This window comes from Hyphomonas sp. UBA4494, from assembly GCF_002388935.1.
Lineage (GTDB): Bacteria > Pseudomonadota > Alphaproteobacteria > Caulobacterales > Hyphomonadaceae > Hyphomonas.
The window spans coordinates 95,635-109,343 of record NZ_DGNK01000031.1; the positions used below are offsets into that span (position 1 = coordinate 95,635).

At 58.0% G+C, this 13,709-nt stretch carries 16 protein-coding genes and 1 pseudogene; 3 read left to right on the forward strand and 14 right to left on the reverse strand.

What is annotated here, in order from left to right:
• A pseudogene (locus tag B2P82_RS16980) lies at positions 1–842 on the reverse strand (electron transfer flavoprotein subunit alpha/FixB family protein); the annotation flags it as partial.
• The gene (locus B2P82_RS12140; protein WP_290497199.1) at positions 842–1,567 is read right to left on the reverse strand and encodes an electron transfer flavoprotein subunit beta/FixA family protein; all 726 of its coding nucleotides are present in this window, start codon (positions 1,565–1,567) and stop codon (positions 842–844) included. The pseudogene B2P82_RS16980 and the gene B2P82_RS12140, both read right to left, overlap by 1 nt.
• Positions 1,568–1,820: 253 nt before the next feature.
• Between B2P82_RS12140 and B2P82_RS12145 the strand changes: the two genes are divergently transcribed.
• The 3 genes from B2P82_RS12145 (at position 1,821) to B2P82_RS12155 (ending at position 3,604) form a co-directional block, all read left to right on the forward strand.
• On the forward strand, positions 1,821–2,558 hold the full coding sequence (locus tag B2P82_RS12145) for a YebC/PmpR family DNA-binding transcriptional regulator (protein ID WP_290497200.1): 738 nt from the start codon (positions 1,821–1,823) through the stop codon (positions 2,556–2,558).
• A gap of 108 nt (positions 2,559–2,666) precedes the next feature.
• The gene (locus tag B2P82_RS12150; RefSeq protein ID WP_290497201.1) at positions 2,667–3,287 is read left to right on the forward strand and encodes a hypothetical protein; all 621 of its coding nucleotides are present in this window, start codon (positions 2,667–2,669) and stop codon (positions 3,285–3,287) included.
• Positions 3,288–3,292: 5 nt separating this feature from the next.
• Positions 3,293–3,604: a winged helix-turn-helix domain-containing protein gene (locus tag B2P82_RS12155; protein ID WP_034814570.1), complete on the forward strand. Its 312-nt coding sequence runs from the start codon at positions 3,293–3,295 to the stop codon at positions 3,602–3,604.
• Positions 3,605–3,607: 3 nt separating this feature from the next.
• On the opposite strand, the gene B2P82_RS12160 is transcribed toward B2P82_RS12155, so the two are convergent.
• From B2P82_RS12160 to B2P82_RS12215, 12 genes are all read right to left on the reverse strand, one after another.
• Complete coding sequence (locus B2P82_RS12160) at positions 3,608–4,051, reverse strand: GNAT family N-acetyltransferase (protein WP_206991652.1); 444 nt, start codon at positions 4,049–4,051, stop codon at positions 3,608–3,610.
• Positions 4,052–4,125: 74 nt separating this feature from the next.
• Positions 4,126–5,532, reverse strand: a complete 1,407-nt coding sequence (gene lpdA, locus B2P82_RS12165; RefSeq protein WP_290497202.1) for a dihydrolipoyl dehydrogenase — start codon at positions 5,530–5,532, stop codon at positions 4,126–4,128.
• Between the two features lie 97 nt (positions 5,533–5,629).
• Positions 5,630–5,998 carry a hypothetical protein gene (locus B2P82_RS12170; RefSeq protein WP_290497203.1) on the reverse strand — a complete coding sequence of 123 codons (369 nt, stop codon included), beginning with the start codon at positions 5,996–5,998 and terminating at the stop codon, positions 5,630–5,632.
• 78 nt (positions 5,999–6,076) lie between these two features.
• Positions 6,077–6,703, reverse strand: a complete 627-nt coding sequence (locus B2P82_RS12175; protein ID WP_290497204.1) for a hypothetical protein — start codon at positions 6,701–6,703, stop codon at positions 6,077–6,079.
• Positions 6,704–6,762: 59 nt separating this feature from the next.
• On the reverse strand, positions 6,763–8,430 hold the full coding sequence (locus B2P82_RS12180) for a serine protease (protein WP_290497205.1): 1,668 nt from the start codon (positions 8,428–8,430) through the stop codon (positions 6,763–6,765).
• Between the two features lie 73 nt (positions 8,431–8,503).
• A complete protein-coding gene (locus B2P82_RS12185; protein WP_206991657.1) occupies positions 8,504–9,319 on the reverse strand; it encodes a ferredoxin--NADP reductase in 816 nt (271 codons plus the stop codon).
• Positions 9,320–9,435: 116 nt separating this feature from the next.
• On the reverse strand, positions 9,436–9,954 hold the full coding sequence (locus tag B2P82_RS12190) for a rhodanese-like domain-containing protein (protein WP_206991658.1): 519 nt from the start codon (positions 9,952–9,954) through the stop codon (positions 9,436–9,438).
• Between the two features lie 98 nt (positions 9,955–10,052).
• On the reverse strand, positions 10,053–10,955 hold the full coding sequence (locus tag B2P82_RS12195; protein ID WP_290497206.1) for a tyrosine recombinase XerC: 903 nt from the start codon (positions 10,953–10,955) through the stop codon (positions 10,053–10,055).
• Between the two features lie 56 nt (positions 10,956–11,011).
• Positions 11,012–11,722, reverse strand: a complete 711-nt coding sequence (locus B2P82_RS12200) for an SDR family NAD(P)-dependent oxidoreductase (RefSeq protein WP_290497207.1) — start codon at positions 11,720–11,722, stop codon at positions 11,012–11,014.
• Between the two features lie 144 nt (positions 11,723–11,866).
• Complete coding sequence (gene mscL / locus B2P82_RS12205) at positions 11,867–12,274, reverse strand: large conductance mechanosensitive channel protein MscL (RefSeq protein ID WP_206991660.1); 408 nt, start codon at positions 12,272–12,274, stop codon at positions 11,867–11,869.
• A gap of 105 nt (positions 12,275–12,379) precedes the next feature.
• Positions 12,380–12,679, reverse strand: a complete 300-nt coding sequence (ihfB, locus tag B2P82_RS12210; RefSeq protein ID WP_034814550.1) for an integration host factor subunit beta — start codon at positions 12,677–12,679, stop codon at positions 12,380–12,382.
• A 99-nt stretch (positions 12,680–12,778) separates the two neighbouring features.
• Positions 12,779–13,709: S1 RNA-binding domain-containing protein (locus tag B2P82_RS12215; protein WP_290497208.1), on the reverse strand; the 931-nt coding region annotated here is incomplete at its 5' end.

Here is a 13,709-nt window from a genome sequence, read left to right on the forward strand (position 1 = left end):
CTTCGTCCTTGTTGATCGCGACAATGATCTTGGAGTCCTTCATACCAGCAAGGTGCTGGATGGCCCCGGAGATGCCGACAGCAACATACAGTTCAGGCGCAACGATTTTGCCGGTCTGGCCCACCTGATAATCATTCGGGGCGTAGCCCGCATCGACAGCGGCGCGCGAAGCGCCGACAGCTGCTTCCAGCTTGTCAGCCAGCGGCACGATCAGGCGATCGAATTCTTCTTTCGAACCCAGCGCGCGGCCACCGGACACGACGCGTTTCGCGCCAGCCAGTTCCGGACGGTCGGATTTGACCATCTGCTCCGACACGAATTCGGATTTGAATGGTCCTGCAGGTGCATCAGCTGCTTCGACCGAAGCCGAACCATCTTCACCAGCAGCTTCGAACGCTGTGCCACGAACCGTGATGACTTTCTTCGCATCGGAAGACTTCACCGTCAGGATGGCGTTACCGGCATAGATCNNCGAACGTGTCGGTGTCGATGACATCCGTGATATCCGACAGCTGCATGACGTCCAGCTTGGCCGCGATACGCGGAGCCATGTTCTTGCCCGTCGTCGTGGCCGGGATGAAGACGGCATCATAGCCGGACATCATTGGCACCACGAGGGCTTCCATGGCTTCCGCCAATTGCTTGGCAACCGAGGCGCCATCCACGTGAACGACCTTGCGGACACCGGAAACCTTGGCAGCAGCAGCTGCCACGTCGCCTGCGCCTTCGCCAGCCACCAGGATGTCTACGTCGCCGCCAAACTTTGCAGCTGCGGTAACGACTTTGTGGGTCGCGTCGTTCAAGGACGCATTGTCGTGTTCAGCAATAACCAGAACAGCCATTAGATCGCTCCTGCTGATTTGAGTTTCGAAACAAGCGTCGCAACGTCTTCGACCTTTTCACCCGCCTCGCGCACAGGCGGCTCAGTCACTTTCACAACTGACAGGCGCGGCGAGATGTCGACGCCATAATCGCCGGGAGCTTTCTCATCGATTGGCTTCTTCTTCGCCTNNTAGCGCGGCTCGTTCAGGCGCAAATCGACGGTGACAATTGCCGGTGTGGCCAGTTTCACGGTCTGCAGGCCACCATCGACTTCGCGGGTCACGGTCAGGGCGTCGCCGTCCTTCTCGATCTTGTAAGCGAATGTGCCTTGTGGCCAGTCCAGCAACGCTGCCAGCATCTGGCCGGTCTGGTTGGAATCATCGTCAATTGCCTGCTTGCCGAGGAGCACCAGGTCCGGGCTCTCTTCTGCAACAACTTTTGCAAGGATTTTCGCAACAGCCAGCGGTTCGACGGTTTCGTCCGTATTGATCAAGATGCCGCGGTCGCCGCCCATGGCCAGCGCCGTGCGAATGGTTTCCTGAGCCTGTTTCGGACCGATGGACACGATCACAACTTCGGTCGCCGTGCCGGCTTCCTTCATGCGAACTGCTTCTTCGACAGAAATCTCGTCAAATGGGTTCATCGACATTTTGACGTTTGCGAGATCGACACCCGTCTGATCGGGCTTCACCCGAACTTTGACGTTATAGTCGATGACGCGTTTGACCGGTACCAGGACCTTCATACAACCGCTCCAGACATAGTTGGAATTAAACTCGTGTGGGGTGTGCCTAACGCCCGCGCAGAAAAGACGCAAGGTTGACGTTGACGTAAGTGTCAATTTGGCGCGGAAAATTTTGCAACGCTCGCGCCGGTGTGCTGCAGAAATGCAATTCCCTGCCCCAGATAGCCCGTAGCACACGGGGAGCTTGGCCGTTTTGCAAACCTGCGCTAAACGCCTCCCTTCTCCTGATCAGACCAAATTCGAAGAGGGCGCCATGGCAGGCCATAGTAAATGGGCAAATATCCAGCACCGCAAAGGCGCACAGGACAAGAAGCGCGCCGTACTCTTCGCGCGCCTGTCCAAAGAAATCACGATTGCATCCAAGATGGGCGGGCCAGATCCGGATGGAAATCCGCGCCTACGACTCGCTATCCAGAACGCGAAGGGCCAGTCCGTCCCCAAGGACAATATCCAGCGCGNNGCCATCGACAAGGGCCAGGGCGGCGGCGGCGAAGACTATGTGGACATCCGCTATGAAGGCTTCGGGCCCGGCGGTGTTGGCGTAATCGTCGAGGCGTCAACGGACAACAAGAACCGCACGGCGANNNATGGCGGCAATCTCGGCGAAACGGGCTCTGTCTCGTTCAGTTTCGATCAGGTTGGCGAGATCGAGTATCCTGCGAGCGTGGGCACCGAAGACGAAGTCATGGAAGCGGCGATCCTTGCGGGCGCTCAGGACGTGGAATCAGATGCCGAAAGCCACTGGATCTACACGGCTCGCGAAGACCTCCAGACCGTAGCCGACGCGCTGACTGAACATTTCGGCGCAGATGTCGAGGCCAAATCGACGAAATTGATCTGGAAGCCGCAGAACAATATCCCGGTGGACGGCGACGCGGCCGACACGTTGATGAAGCTGCTGGACGTGCTCGACGAATTGGATGACGTGCAGAATGTCTACGACAATTCCGAACTGTCCGACGCCGAAATGGCACGCCTCGCCGAGGGCTGAGTCAACCTTCTGACCAAATTCAAAGTTCCGTTTGGCAGCCATTTGGATTGCTTGACATTTTCCGATACGAATATACTTTGTTTTTCAAAGTTATTTGTGGAGACGAAAATGAGCCCTCGATCCCTCACCGATGATCTTGCCTATGTGCGCGATCTGGCAGAAGCCGGACAGAAGGCGCCGCTCCTCGGCGGACGCTTCCTGATCTTGTGGGGCGCGCTGACCACACTGGCCTATCTCGGTCACTACGCCATTGCGACGGGCATGTGGGGTCTTTCGCCCATGGCGTTCGCCTTCCTCTGGATCGGCTATGTCGTCCTCGGCATGGGCGGCATGTTCATCATGCAGGCAGGCTTCTCTGCCCACAAGCCGGGGGCCGCCTCAGTGGGAAATCAGGTTTCTCTCATCGTTTGGCAGGCGGCAGGCTATTTTCTTGGCGCCTACTTCATGGGAGCCTTCATTTCGGCCCTGTTGGGTCAAGGTACCGCCGCCTTCATGTGGTCAGTCCCAATGGTGATCGGGCTCTATGGCCTGGCCCAATACGTATCCGGCGTGATGGCACAAAACCGCATCCTCTCTCTTAGCGGCAGTGCCGCCATGGCCAGCACATTGCCAGCGGTGCTCCTCATGCAGACGCCTTACATCGTGCTTCTCGGATCAGCCGTAGCGGCGCTCTGTGTCCTGTTACCCGGCCTTCTATTGATGCGGAACGAACCCTCGGACACAGTGTAACGCCCATGCCCGAGAAAAACCCCTTCGATCACAACGACATCGACGATGTCATCCATGGGCGTCTCCGCCTCGGCATCATGGCTTACCTTTCCAGTGTCAGTCCCGCCATTTTCGGAGAGTTGCGCGACAAGGTCGGGGCGACAGATGGAAACCTGTCCACGCATTTGCGGAAACTGGAAGAGGCCGGATATGTCGAACTGGAAAAGCGCTTCGTTGGCCGCCGGCCCCAGACACGTATCCACTTGACTGAGCCGGGCCGAAAAGCCTGGATGGGATGGCTGGACCGGATGCAGGCGCTGATGCGGGCAGCAGAATAAGGGTCAGGGTCCGATCAGGCGAATCTGTTCATTGCCGGCTTCGCCGGTCCGGGCAAAATCCTTCCAGCCCAGCGCCTCATAGGCCTTCCGCGCCGGCGAATTTTGCGCATCGACATCAAGCAGTAGCGGCTCTCCCATCACGTCTCGCCCGACATGCAACAGGCCGCGACCAACGCCGCACAGGCGCCAATCAGGTGCCACAAAGAGATGATCGACATAGCCGGAATCGGGACGCAGCGTCAGGAAGCCGACCACGCCCGCCTGCGGCTCCTCTGCGACCCAGGCCCGCGCCGTCGGCAGGGAGTTGAACAATTGCCTCAGATAGGGTGCCGCCGGACCGCGCCACGGAAACTCTCTCAGGCAATCACGAAACAATTGATAGCACGGGCGATAGTCCCGGCGTTCAAAGTCACGGATATGCCAGCCTGCTCCAGTATGTGTGTACATGTGAAAAGAGTGGGCCCGATGCATGATCAGGTCCACTCTTTATCTCAGACGCATTTCGGCAAATTGCCGAATGCCTACATTTGCATCGTCCAGCCTTCGATACCCATCGCCGCCTGACGGACCGCTTCCGACAGGGTGGGGTGAGCATGACAGGTACGGGCAATATCTTCCGAGGCCGCACCGAATTCCATGGCGACGCAGATCTCGGCAATAAGTTCGCCAACGCCCACACCAACCATATGAACCCCGAGGATTCTGTCGGTCTTCTTGTCGGCCAGCATTTTCACGAACCCGTCTGTTTCGTGGTTTGTGCGGGCGCGCGAATTGGCCATGAAGGGGAATTTGCTTTTCACATATTCCACGCCGGCTTCTTTCAGTTGTTCTTCCGTATGACCGACCCATGCCATTTCCGGCTTGGTGTAGACTACGCTTGGCACGAGGTCGTAATTCACATGACCTGCCTTGCCAGCGATCAATTCAGCAACAGCCGTGCCGTCGTCCTCAGCCTTGTGCGCCAGCATCGGCCCGTGAATGCAATCGCCCACAGCCCAGACGCCGTCAGCTACCTTGAAGTGACCATCGGTCACTTGCACGACGCCGCGCTTGTCTGTCGTGCCGCCAACCACTTCGAGGCCAAGGCCTTCCGTGTACGGCTTGCGACCAATCGCAACGATTACGACATCGGCGTCAAGCACTTCAGTTTCACCGCCCGCAGCCGGCTCCATGCTCAGCTTCAGTTTGGATTTGAGTTTCTCGACGCCGGTCACTTTCATGCCGAGACGGAAATTCAGGCCCTGCTTCTTGAAGATCTTCTGGGCTTCCTTGGCGACATCCGCATCGGCGCCCGGCATGACGCGATCAAGATACTCCACCACAGTCACTTCCGAGCCGAGACGTGCCCAGACCGATCCCATTTCGAGACCGATCACACCGGCCCCGATCAGGACGAGACGTTTTGGAATCGAGGTCAGCGACAGCGCACCGACATTTGTCACGACGCGTTCTTCATCGATCTCAATGCCTGGAAGGTTGGCTGGCTCAGAGCCCGTCGCGATCACGATGTTCTTCGTGTCCAGGGTCTGGGTCTTGCCATCGAGTCCTTTGACTTCGACTTTCCCTTTGCCAAGGATCTTGCCGCGGCCCTTGATGTAATCGACCTTGTTCTTCTTGAAGAGAAATTCGATGCCCTTGGTCAGACCGTCAACCGCTGCGGTTTTCTGAGCCATCATCTGGTCGAGATCAATTTCCAGCTTGCCGGTCTTGATGCCCATGCCTTCAAATTCGTTCTGCGCTGTTGCGTAGAGTTCCGAAGCATGCAGAAGCGCCTTGGAGGGGATACACCCGACGTTCAGGCAGGTGCCGCCCAGCACACCGCGATCCTCGATACACACGGTCTTCAGGCCGAGCTGTCCGGCACGAATTGCGCAATTGTAGCCGCCGGGGCCGCCACCGATAATGACGACGTCGTATGTCTCAGCCATGGGGAAATCTGCCTTGCTTAGAGGGCCCAGTAGGATTGAGCCGCCAAACTAGGCATTTTGCTTCTGAAATCAATGCGGCAGGGTCTGCTAGTTTGGATTAGCTGCGTTTCGTCACGACAAGGCCTGCGAAAAGCGTCCAAAACACACCGGTGATAACGACTTCATCCGTCCAGAGGATCGGATCAGCGCCTGACAATACCATCAGACCCGCTAGCAGGGTGAATACGAGGATTCCTGCCAGTGCGACCGAGCGTCCAAAACCTTTTCCAGCCATGACAGCGAGCCCGCCGAGCAGAATGAGCCCCGTTGCGACCAGTCGCACCAAGCTTGTAGGCGGTTGCATAAGCGCGTCCGACAGGCCACTGCCCCGATTAACCAGCATGTTGACGGTTGCTGCGCCGCCCCAGAACAGCCATCCCCCCAGCAGCGCCAGAACTAGTCCAATGATACGCCTTACGCTCATCATGTATGATCCTCATCCCTTATATCGGTGAGGGTACGGGCATGACGGCACGACAGCAAATGCTATCTGGCTTTGGAACGCTCAGACGGCGCGGCGACGACGCGCATTCATCTTGCGGCCATGGGCGGCAAAGCTCGCGCGCTGACGAGCAATCGCAGCAGGCACAATGGCTGGCCGGACCGGTTTTGACGGAACCGACCGCTTGCGCCGATCCGGCAAGGGCTCACTGACAAGCACCGGCCGGGAAAGGACCAATGGAGCCACTTGCTCAGCGGATTCCGCCTTGCGCTGTGTCCGCAGTCGCAATTCCCACACGGCGAGCATCAGCAGCACCGCACCAGCGCATGCCCCCGCAATGGCGCCTTCGGCTGCGCTGGGATCATTCCACCAACCGGGCTCGAACGTCACGAGATAAAGACACGGGATTCCCGCGACGACGCCCATAAAGTACCACAGCACACCGCCCGGGCGACGCGCGGCAATCATTGCAGCCGAGCAATAGAAACACAGCGCCGCGAGCAGATAGGGCCCACCATGTGCAATGCCGAGCTGGCGCCAGTCCACGCTCTCCAAACCAGACGCAATATCATCCTGCACCACCCAGCTGAGCGCCATCATGATTGAGGGCCACCGCACAGCCGTCAGCGCGCCGAAGGCAAAGGCGATCGCATATACTGTCAGCAGGATGGCAATGAGGCGGCGGAGCATCCCTCTCGCGTAACACGGCTACGGTAACTACCCGCTGAACGCGATGTTGCGAATTTGATCTATCTCGGGTCGTCGGACGGCTCGTCATTTCCTGTCCCGCAGATCCGCGAGTCGATGCAATAGTTCAGCACGCCCATGGCCAGCTTCGGTTCCGGCGGGACCGTCTCGGAGCGTACCTCGGGCTCAGCTTCGGCCACTTCGCCCGCCTCTGCAGCAGCAATGCGGAACAGCCCACGCACCGTTTGCTGTTGGCGCAATGCAGTCCGCACCAGACGGGTAATGTAATCGACCGGAGCATCAATCTGTTGAAAGCCCTGCTGGGGTGAAACCGGCAAGCGCGCATCTTCCGGCACGACCATGGCGATCATGGATTGAGGGCCCAGCGGCGGCCCGGCCTGCAGGCCCGGTTCGCCAAAGATATCCTTTGCCAGGAATACGGTTTCGCCCGCTTCACGCACTGGCCAGCGTCCCGTTGCTTCAACCGGGTTCGGATAGAGCTGTGTCAGCACTTCATCGGCATTGTAATCGAACAGGACCAGCTTTCCCCGGACAGGCAAGGTCACTTTCAGGTCGACCATTTGGCCGTTCTCGACGACCGACACTTGCTGGCCTGCCGCATTCACCAACGTGACCGGCATATCTTTGACGATCGTATCGAAATCGTGCTGCACGCTCGAAACAAGGTCAGGTACGCCGCGCGTGGGCGGTGGAACCTGTGCATACTGAACGAAATTCGCATCCGGCACATAGGTGCGAATCCAATCCGCATACGCAGATACCCGCGTATAGGCGCCGGGGCTCTCCTGCCGTCCGCACCCGACTCCCCAGCTGACAACGCCGATCTGGTAGGGACAACCATTCTTGTCGTATTTCACCAGTGGACCGCCACTGTCGCCCTGACAGGCATCTTGGCCGCCTTGCTCCAGCCCGGCGCAGACGAGAGTCTTATCCACGATTAGCGACTGGTAATCCGCCGGATAGCCTTCCAGCATGGAGGCCTTGCGAAGACGCGCCTGACACACCGATGCTGCCACGGTTGGGGCCGAAGTTTCCTGCAAGACGAGGCTCGGCGCAGCGAGTGCGAAATTGCGCGCATTCTGCCATTTGGTGCGTTGGCCCGGCTCCAGTTCCAACAGATTACCAAACCCGGCCACCCAAGCCTCCTCACCCGCCTTGGACAATCTGTCCGTCGTCGCATCTGTCGACAGGGTCGCAAGTGGTCCCTCCCATAGCGTGTCGAGTTTCATGAGCGCGATGTCCGCACCCTTGTAGATGTCTTCGGCGCCCGCATAAGCCGGGTGCGTGACAACCTCCGTTACGAATGCAGCTTGTGACCCTTCCGGGGTGCGCCCGAGATCGCCGGTGCCAAGCTGGACCCGAATGGCTGCGATCTTCCGCTCCTGCCCACCATCTCCTGCATCCTCGAAGGCGAAAACGCGTCCGCTCTGTTCCGAAACCCTGAAGCCTTCGACGCAATGTGCGGCGGTCAGGATCCATTCTTTCGAAATTGCTGCCGCGCCACAGACATGGAAGGCGCCCCGTTGCGTGTTCAGCTGGATCGACGCGATGCCAGGCCAGTTGGCAAGATGCGCGTTGACGCCGCCAACGACTTTGGCACCGGTGGGCGTATCCTCCACGCGACAGGCGCGATCCTGTGCAGACGCGCTGAAACCGGAAGAAATGGCGGCGGCCAAAAGGCCCACAGTCAATGTTGAAACTCTACGCATGTTGCTACGTCCTCCCATACAGGAAGATTAACCATGCCAGCGCAAAAGCGCCAATATACTTGTCGGGTCAGGCTTAGCCCGCAAAGGCCTTTTCGATGACGAATTCTGCTGGCGACGCGTTCGAACCCTCGGTCAAGCCCGCCTTGATCATCAAATCCTTCACATCCTGGATCATCTCCATGGAGCCACAAATCATGACGCGGTCGGTTTCCGGGTTCAGGGGCGGTACGCCAAGGTCCTCGAACAGTTTCCCACTGTCGATCAGATCAGTAATACGGCCCTTGTACTCATAGTCCTCGCGCGTGCAGCTTCCATAGCGACGCAGTTTGCCCTGAGCCAGTTCGCCAAGGAATTCATGATTCAGCGTCTCTTCCACGATTTCCTTGGAATAATCGAGTTCCGCGGCTTCACGGCAGGTATGGGTGACGATGACTTCGTCGAATTTCTCATACGTCTCCGGATCGCGCACGACACTGGCAAACGGCGCAAAGCCCGTGCCGGTGGAGAAACAATAAAGCCGCTTGCCCGGCACCAGCGCGTCATGCACCAGCGTACCGGTCGGCTTCTTGCCGAGCAGAACCTTGTCGCCCGGCTGAATCGCTTGCAAGCGAGACGTCAACGGGCCGTCAGCGACCTTGATCGAATAGAATTCGAGCTCCTCATCCCAGCTTGGGCTGGCAATGGAATATGCGCGAAGCAATGGACGGCCGTCATCTTTATAGAGCCCGATCATCACGAACTCGCCTGACCGGAATCGGAAAGTCGACGGCCGGGTCAAACGGAACCGGAACAGCCGGTCCGTATAGTGTTTCACCTCGAGGACGGTTTCCTCAGTCGGCGCGTTCGGGTTGACCTTCTTGGCGGCAACAGGCGTCGCATCTGCAGTCATATCAGGGCATCTCGCTCTTGCATTGTCTCGCGGCGTCACATGACGTCAGGCCGCACTGAATGCAATGCGTCAGATGAACAGTTGAGTTTTACTGAAGAGTTGGCGCTCTGGAAAGCCTAGAGCGGAGAGACCTCTCCTACCCAATGAATGGCGGGCTCCGCCAACGGGTAGGCTCCATCCAGTTCATATATATTCTCGTAGCCATAGCCGTAGAGATTGATGAAGGTTGGAACGTTCAACGCCAGCTCGATCCGCTTGACCGGAACAGGCGCAACATTGTCCGTGAAATTGTTGTTGCAATAAATCAGGATGCGCGTGTCTTTTGACGGGATCAGTTGTGCGAGCTTGTCATCGGTGAAGTCGGAGAAGTTCAGATGAGCAGCACCATCGATGTGTCCCAAGCGATAAGCTTCAGCGCTGCGCGTATCCAGGATAATCGTATCGCTATCGGCTTTCATTTCGTTGAACGTGTCGAGATCGACCAGACGCGAAGACCGGTAATCTGAGATTTCAGCTGAAAGGTCCACAAAGCCATCATAATCGACCTGGCTTTCCTGCGCCTGAGCCATTAGTCCGCATCCGATAAAAGCGGCCAGCGTGATGAGCCCGAGAATTGCGTTTCCTTTGACACCCATGGCGTCAATCCTTTCTGCGTACTTCTCCACAGTATCGCAGTAAGATTACCTTCAATTGAGGCGGGAATGGGCAATTTGAAAGAGTTTCCTAAGGCTATTCAGGCTCTTGGATGCGCGGCGGCATGCACATCGCGCAAGCGCTCGGCGTCCACGCCTGTATACACTTGAGTGGTGGAAAGCGACGCGTGGCCCAGCAAAGTCTGGATCGCACGGAGGTCTGCGCCAGCTGCCAGAAGGTGCGTCGCAAAGGCGTGGCGAAGCGCATGTGGCGTCGCAGTATCCGGCAAGCCGAGCACCGCGCGGAGCTTCTGCACCAACCCTTGAATCAGGCGTTGATTGAGCGCCCCGCCCTTCGCCCCCCGGAACAACGCATCGTTGCGACCCAGATTGTAGGGACAAAGACTTGCATAGGTATCAACGGCCTTCCGTACTACCGGAATCAGGGGCACGATCCTCACCTTGCCGCCTTTTCCGGCAATTCTCAGTCGCTCCGGCGCCGGAATATCTCCGCCGGTCAGGCTGAGGGCTTCAGAGATCCGCAGGCCCGCACCATAGAGCAGTGACAGTACCGCCGCGTCGCGTGCATTTATCCAGGCCTCGGAATCAGGGTCTGTCCCGGCTTCTTCAATCAGATCCTTCGCTGCCTCAATTGATACCGGCCGCGGCAGGCGCTGTGGACGCTTCGGACCCTGCAAATAGGCGATCTCCGCGTTTTCAATGTCATATGTGCGGCCCAGCCAGCGATACAGCGCCTTGATGGAGGAAAGAAGCCGCGCAATTGAGGCATCTGACAATCCGTCCCGGCGGCGCTGGGCGAGGAAGCTTCGCACGTCGCGAGCCTTGAGTTTGTCCAACCGGTGCGGCGTCGGGGCTTCGCCAAGATGTGTATTCAGGAACCCAAAAAAGCCGGCAAGATCGCTCTGATATGCCTCAACCGTCTTGTCCGCCATACGGCGTTCGTCAGTCAGGTAGGCAGTAAAGGCGGCCAGGGTTTCCATCATGCCAGTCTGGCAGGTCGGTCTTAACTTTGCCTTGCCTCAGCGAATGTCGAAAACAATCAGGGCTGGATGAGTTTTCCCGCCCAATCGAACAGCTTGCCGGAATCATTTGGGGTCAGCGCGTCAACGACATCGAGCAAATGTCCGGCTGATTGCGCCGGGGAGAACAATTGCCTGTCCGGCACATTGGCCTGGAACGGTTCAGACAATCCTGTTTCAACCGTGCCTGGATGGAGCCCGATGCAAATTGAGTCCTTGTTTGTCCGGCCACATTCGATGGCATAGTTGCGAACCAGCATGTTGAGCGCTGCTTTCGATGCGCGGTAGGCGTGCCAGCCGCCGAGACGGTTGTCGCTGATAGAACCGACCCGGGCTGACAGCGGCGCAAACACCCATCGACCGGACCGAGGCATGCGACCCAGCATGTGTTTGGAAATCAATGCCGGCGCAATCGTGTTGGCAGCGAAAATGCGTTCAAAACCATCCCGGCTCTGATGGCGATAGGATTTTTCAGGCTGGAGGCTCTTGCCATCATGTAGGCGCCCAATCGCAACCATGCAGAGCCTGACGTCTCCTGCTGAAGCCACCTCTTGTGCGGCTGCTTCGACAGCGGATTCATCCAATGCGTCGGCTTTCAGACCCGTTGCCCCCGCAGGGGCGTCGCCGCAACGGGAAACCCCAAAAACGGTTCGATAGACCCCACGCGTCAACAGGGCGTCCACCAGGGCGCGGCCTACACCGCCCGATGATCCAAATACGACAGCATTCATGCCATTCGATCTAGGGCGAGGTGATGTGCAGGCAAAAAAGAAGGGCGGCCAAACAGGCCGCCCCTCAATACTCTACCAATTACTCTACTATCCATGAAGGTACACGAACTGTGCTTAACCCTTCATGAATATGTTGACGCACGCCTAGCTTTGTTTGGCCAGCAGGTTGCGAATTTCTTCCAGCAGCACTTCCTGGCGCGGTGGTGCAGCGGGCGCGGCTTCTTCTTTTTTCTTCATGTTGTTCATGCCCTTGATGATCATGAACATGACGAATGCCACGATGATGAAGGAGATGATCGCGGCGATGAAATTGCCCAGTTCGACGACTGCGGCTTCCTTCACCACTTCACCAGCGGCATTCACTTCAGCCGGCGTAACCGTGTAAGCGATGGAGGCGAGGTCGATGCCGCCCATGATCGGTGCGAGCAGGGGCAGGAACACGCCCTGAATGAAAGCCGTCACCACGGTTGCGAACGCCCCGCCCATGACAAAGCCTACGGCCATGTCGACCAGATTGCCCTTCAAGGCGAACTCTTTGAATTCCTTCAGCATCCCTATGCCCCTTTTTGCTAGGATCTTTCAATTAAGAGCGCGAATTAGGCCGTATATTTGCCAAGAGCGTCAAGTCGTCACACTCAGTGGAATAACAGTCGCAACCTAGCGGGCTTCAGGGTCTTCGCCGCCATTCACACGCGCGCGCAGCTCCTTGCCAGCCTTGAAGAAGGGCACTGATTTCGCCGGAACTTCAACAGATTCCCCGGTGCGCGGGTTTCGACCTTTGCGCGCATCCCGATGGCGAACAGAGAACGCCCCAAACCCGCGCAACTCAACACGATCACCACGCGAGAGAGCAGATCCGATCTCTTCCAGAATAACATTGACCACACGCTCCAAGTCTTCCTGGCGCAGGTGACTGTATTCCACAGCGAGTTTTGCAATCAATTCGGACTTCAGCATGTCTTTGATATTACACGCATTTGCGGCGGGAGCGCTAGGCCCCCGCCGCAAACATTTCATCAATTTTAGAATACTGATCCGGAGACCGGATCAGCCGCCTCAGGCGCTGGCCAGTTCTTCCGACTGGGCCTTCCACTCAGCGCCTTTGCCGGACGTACCAACTTCCTCTTCGAGAGCAGCCAGCTGAGCATCCGTCAGCGCAGCAATCTGCCAGAAGTGGTAGATACCTGCTTCGTTCAGCTTCTTCTCGAACGCCGGACCGACGCCCTTGATCTGCTTCAGATCGTCAGCATCGCCCTGAGGACCGGACAGGCGGCCGCTCTCGTCCAGCGCAGACGCGTCAGCCGTGGCCACGCCATCCGTGCTCGGCGGGGTCGGGGTGACCTTTTCCGAGGTTTCCTTGGACGTTCCGGACGAAGCCAGCGCTGCACCGAGGATATCGCCGAGCGACGCACCGGCATCTGCCGATCCGTACTGTGCAACGGCTTCTGCCTCTTCGGCGATTTCGAGGGCCTTGATGGACAGTGAAACACGGCGGGACGAACGGTCCACCGACATCACTTTTGCGTCGATCTTGTCGCCAACCGCAAAGCGTTCAGGACGCTGGTCTGCACGATCGCGAGACAGATCGGAGCGACGGATGAAGGATTTCATCGCCGGGGAGCCGAACTCGATTTCGATACCGCCCGAGGTGATCTCGGTGACAGTACAGGTGACAATCGTGCCGCGCTTCACGCCGGAACCGCCATCTGCAGGTGCTTCGATCGGATCGCCGGACAGTTGCTTGATGCCGAGCGAGATGCGCTCTTTATCAACATCAACATCCAGGACTTTCGCCTTGACCATGTCACCCTTGTTGAAGGCTTCAATGGCTTGCTCGCCGGACTTGTCCCAAGCGATGTCGTTGATGTGCACCATACCGTCGAGGTCCGGGCCGAGGCCAACGAACAGACCGAATTCCGTGATGCCACGAACTTCGCCTTCGATTTCCGTACCGATCGGATGCTCTGCGAGGAATGCGGTCCATGGG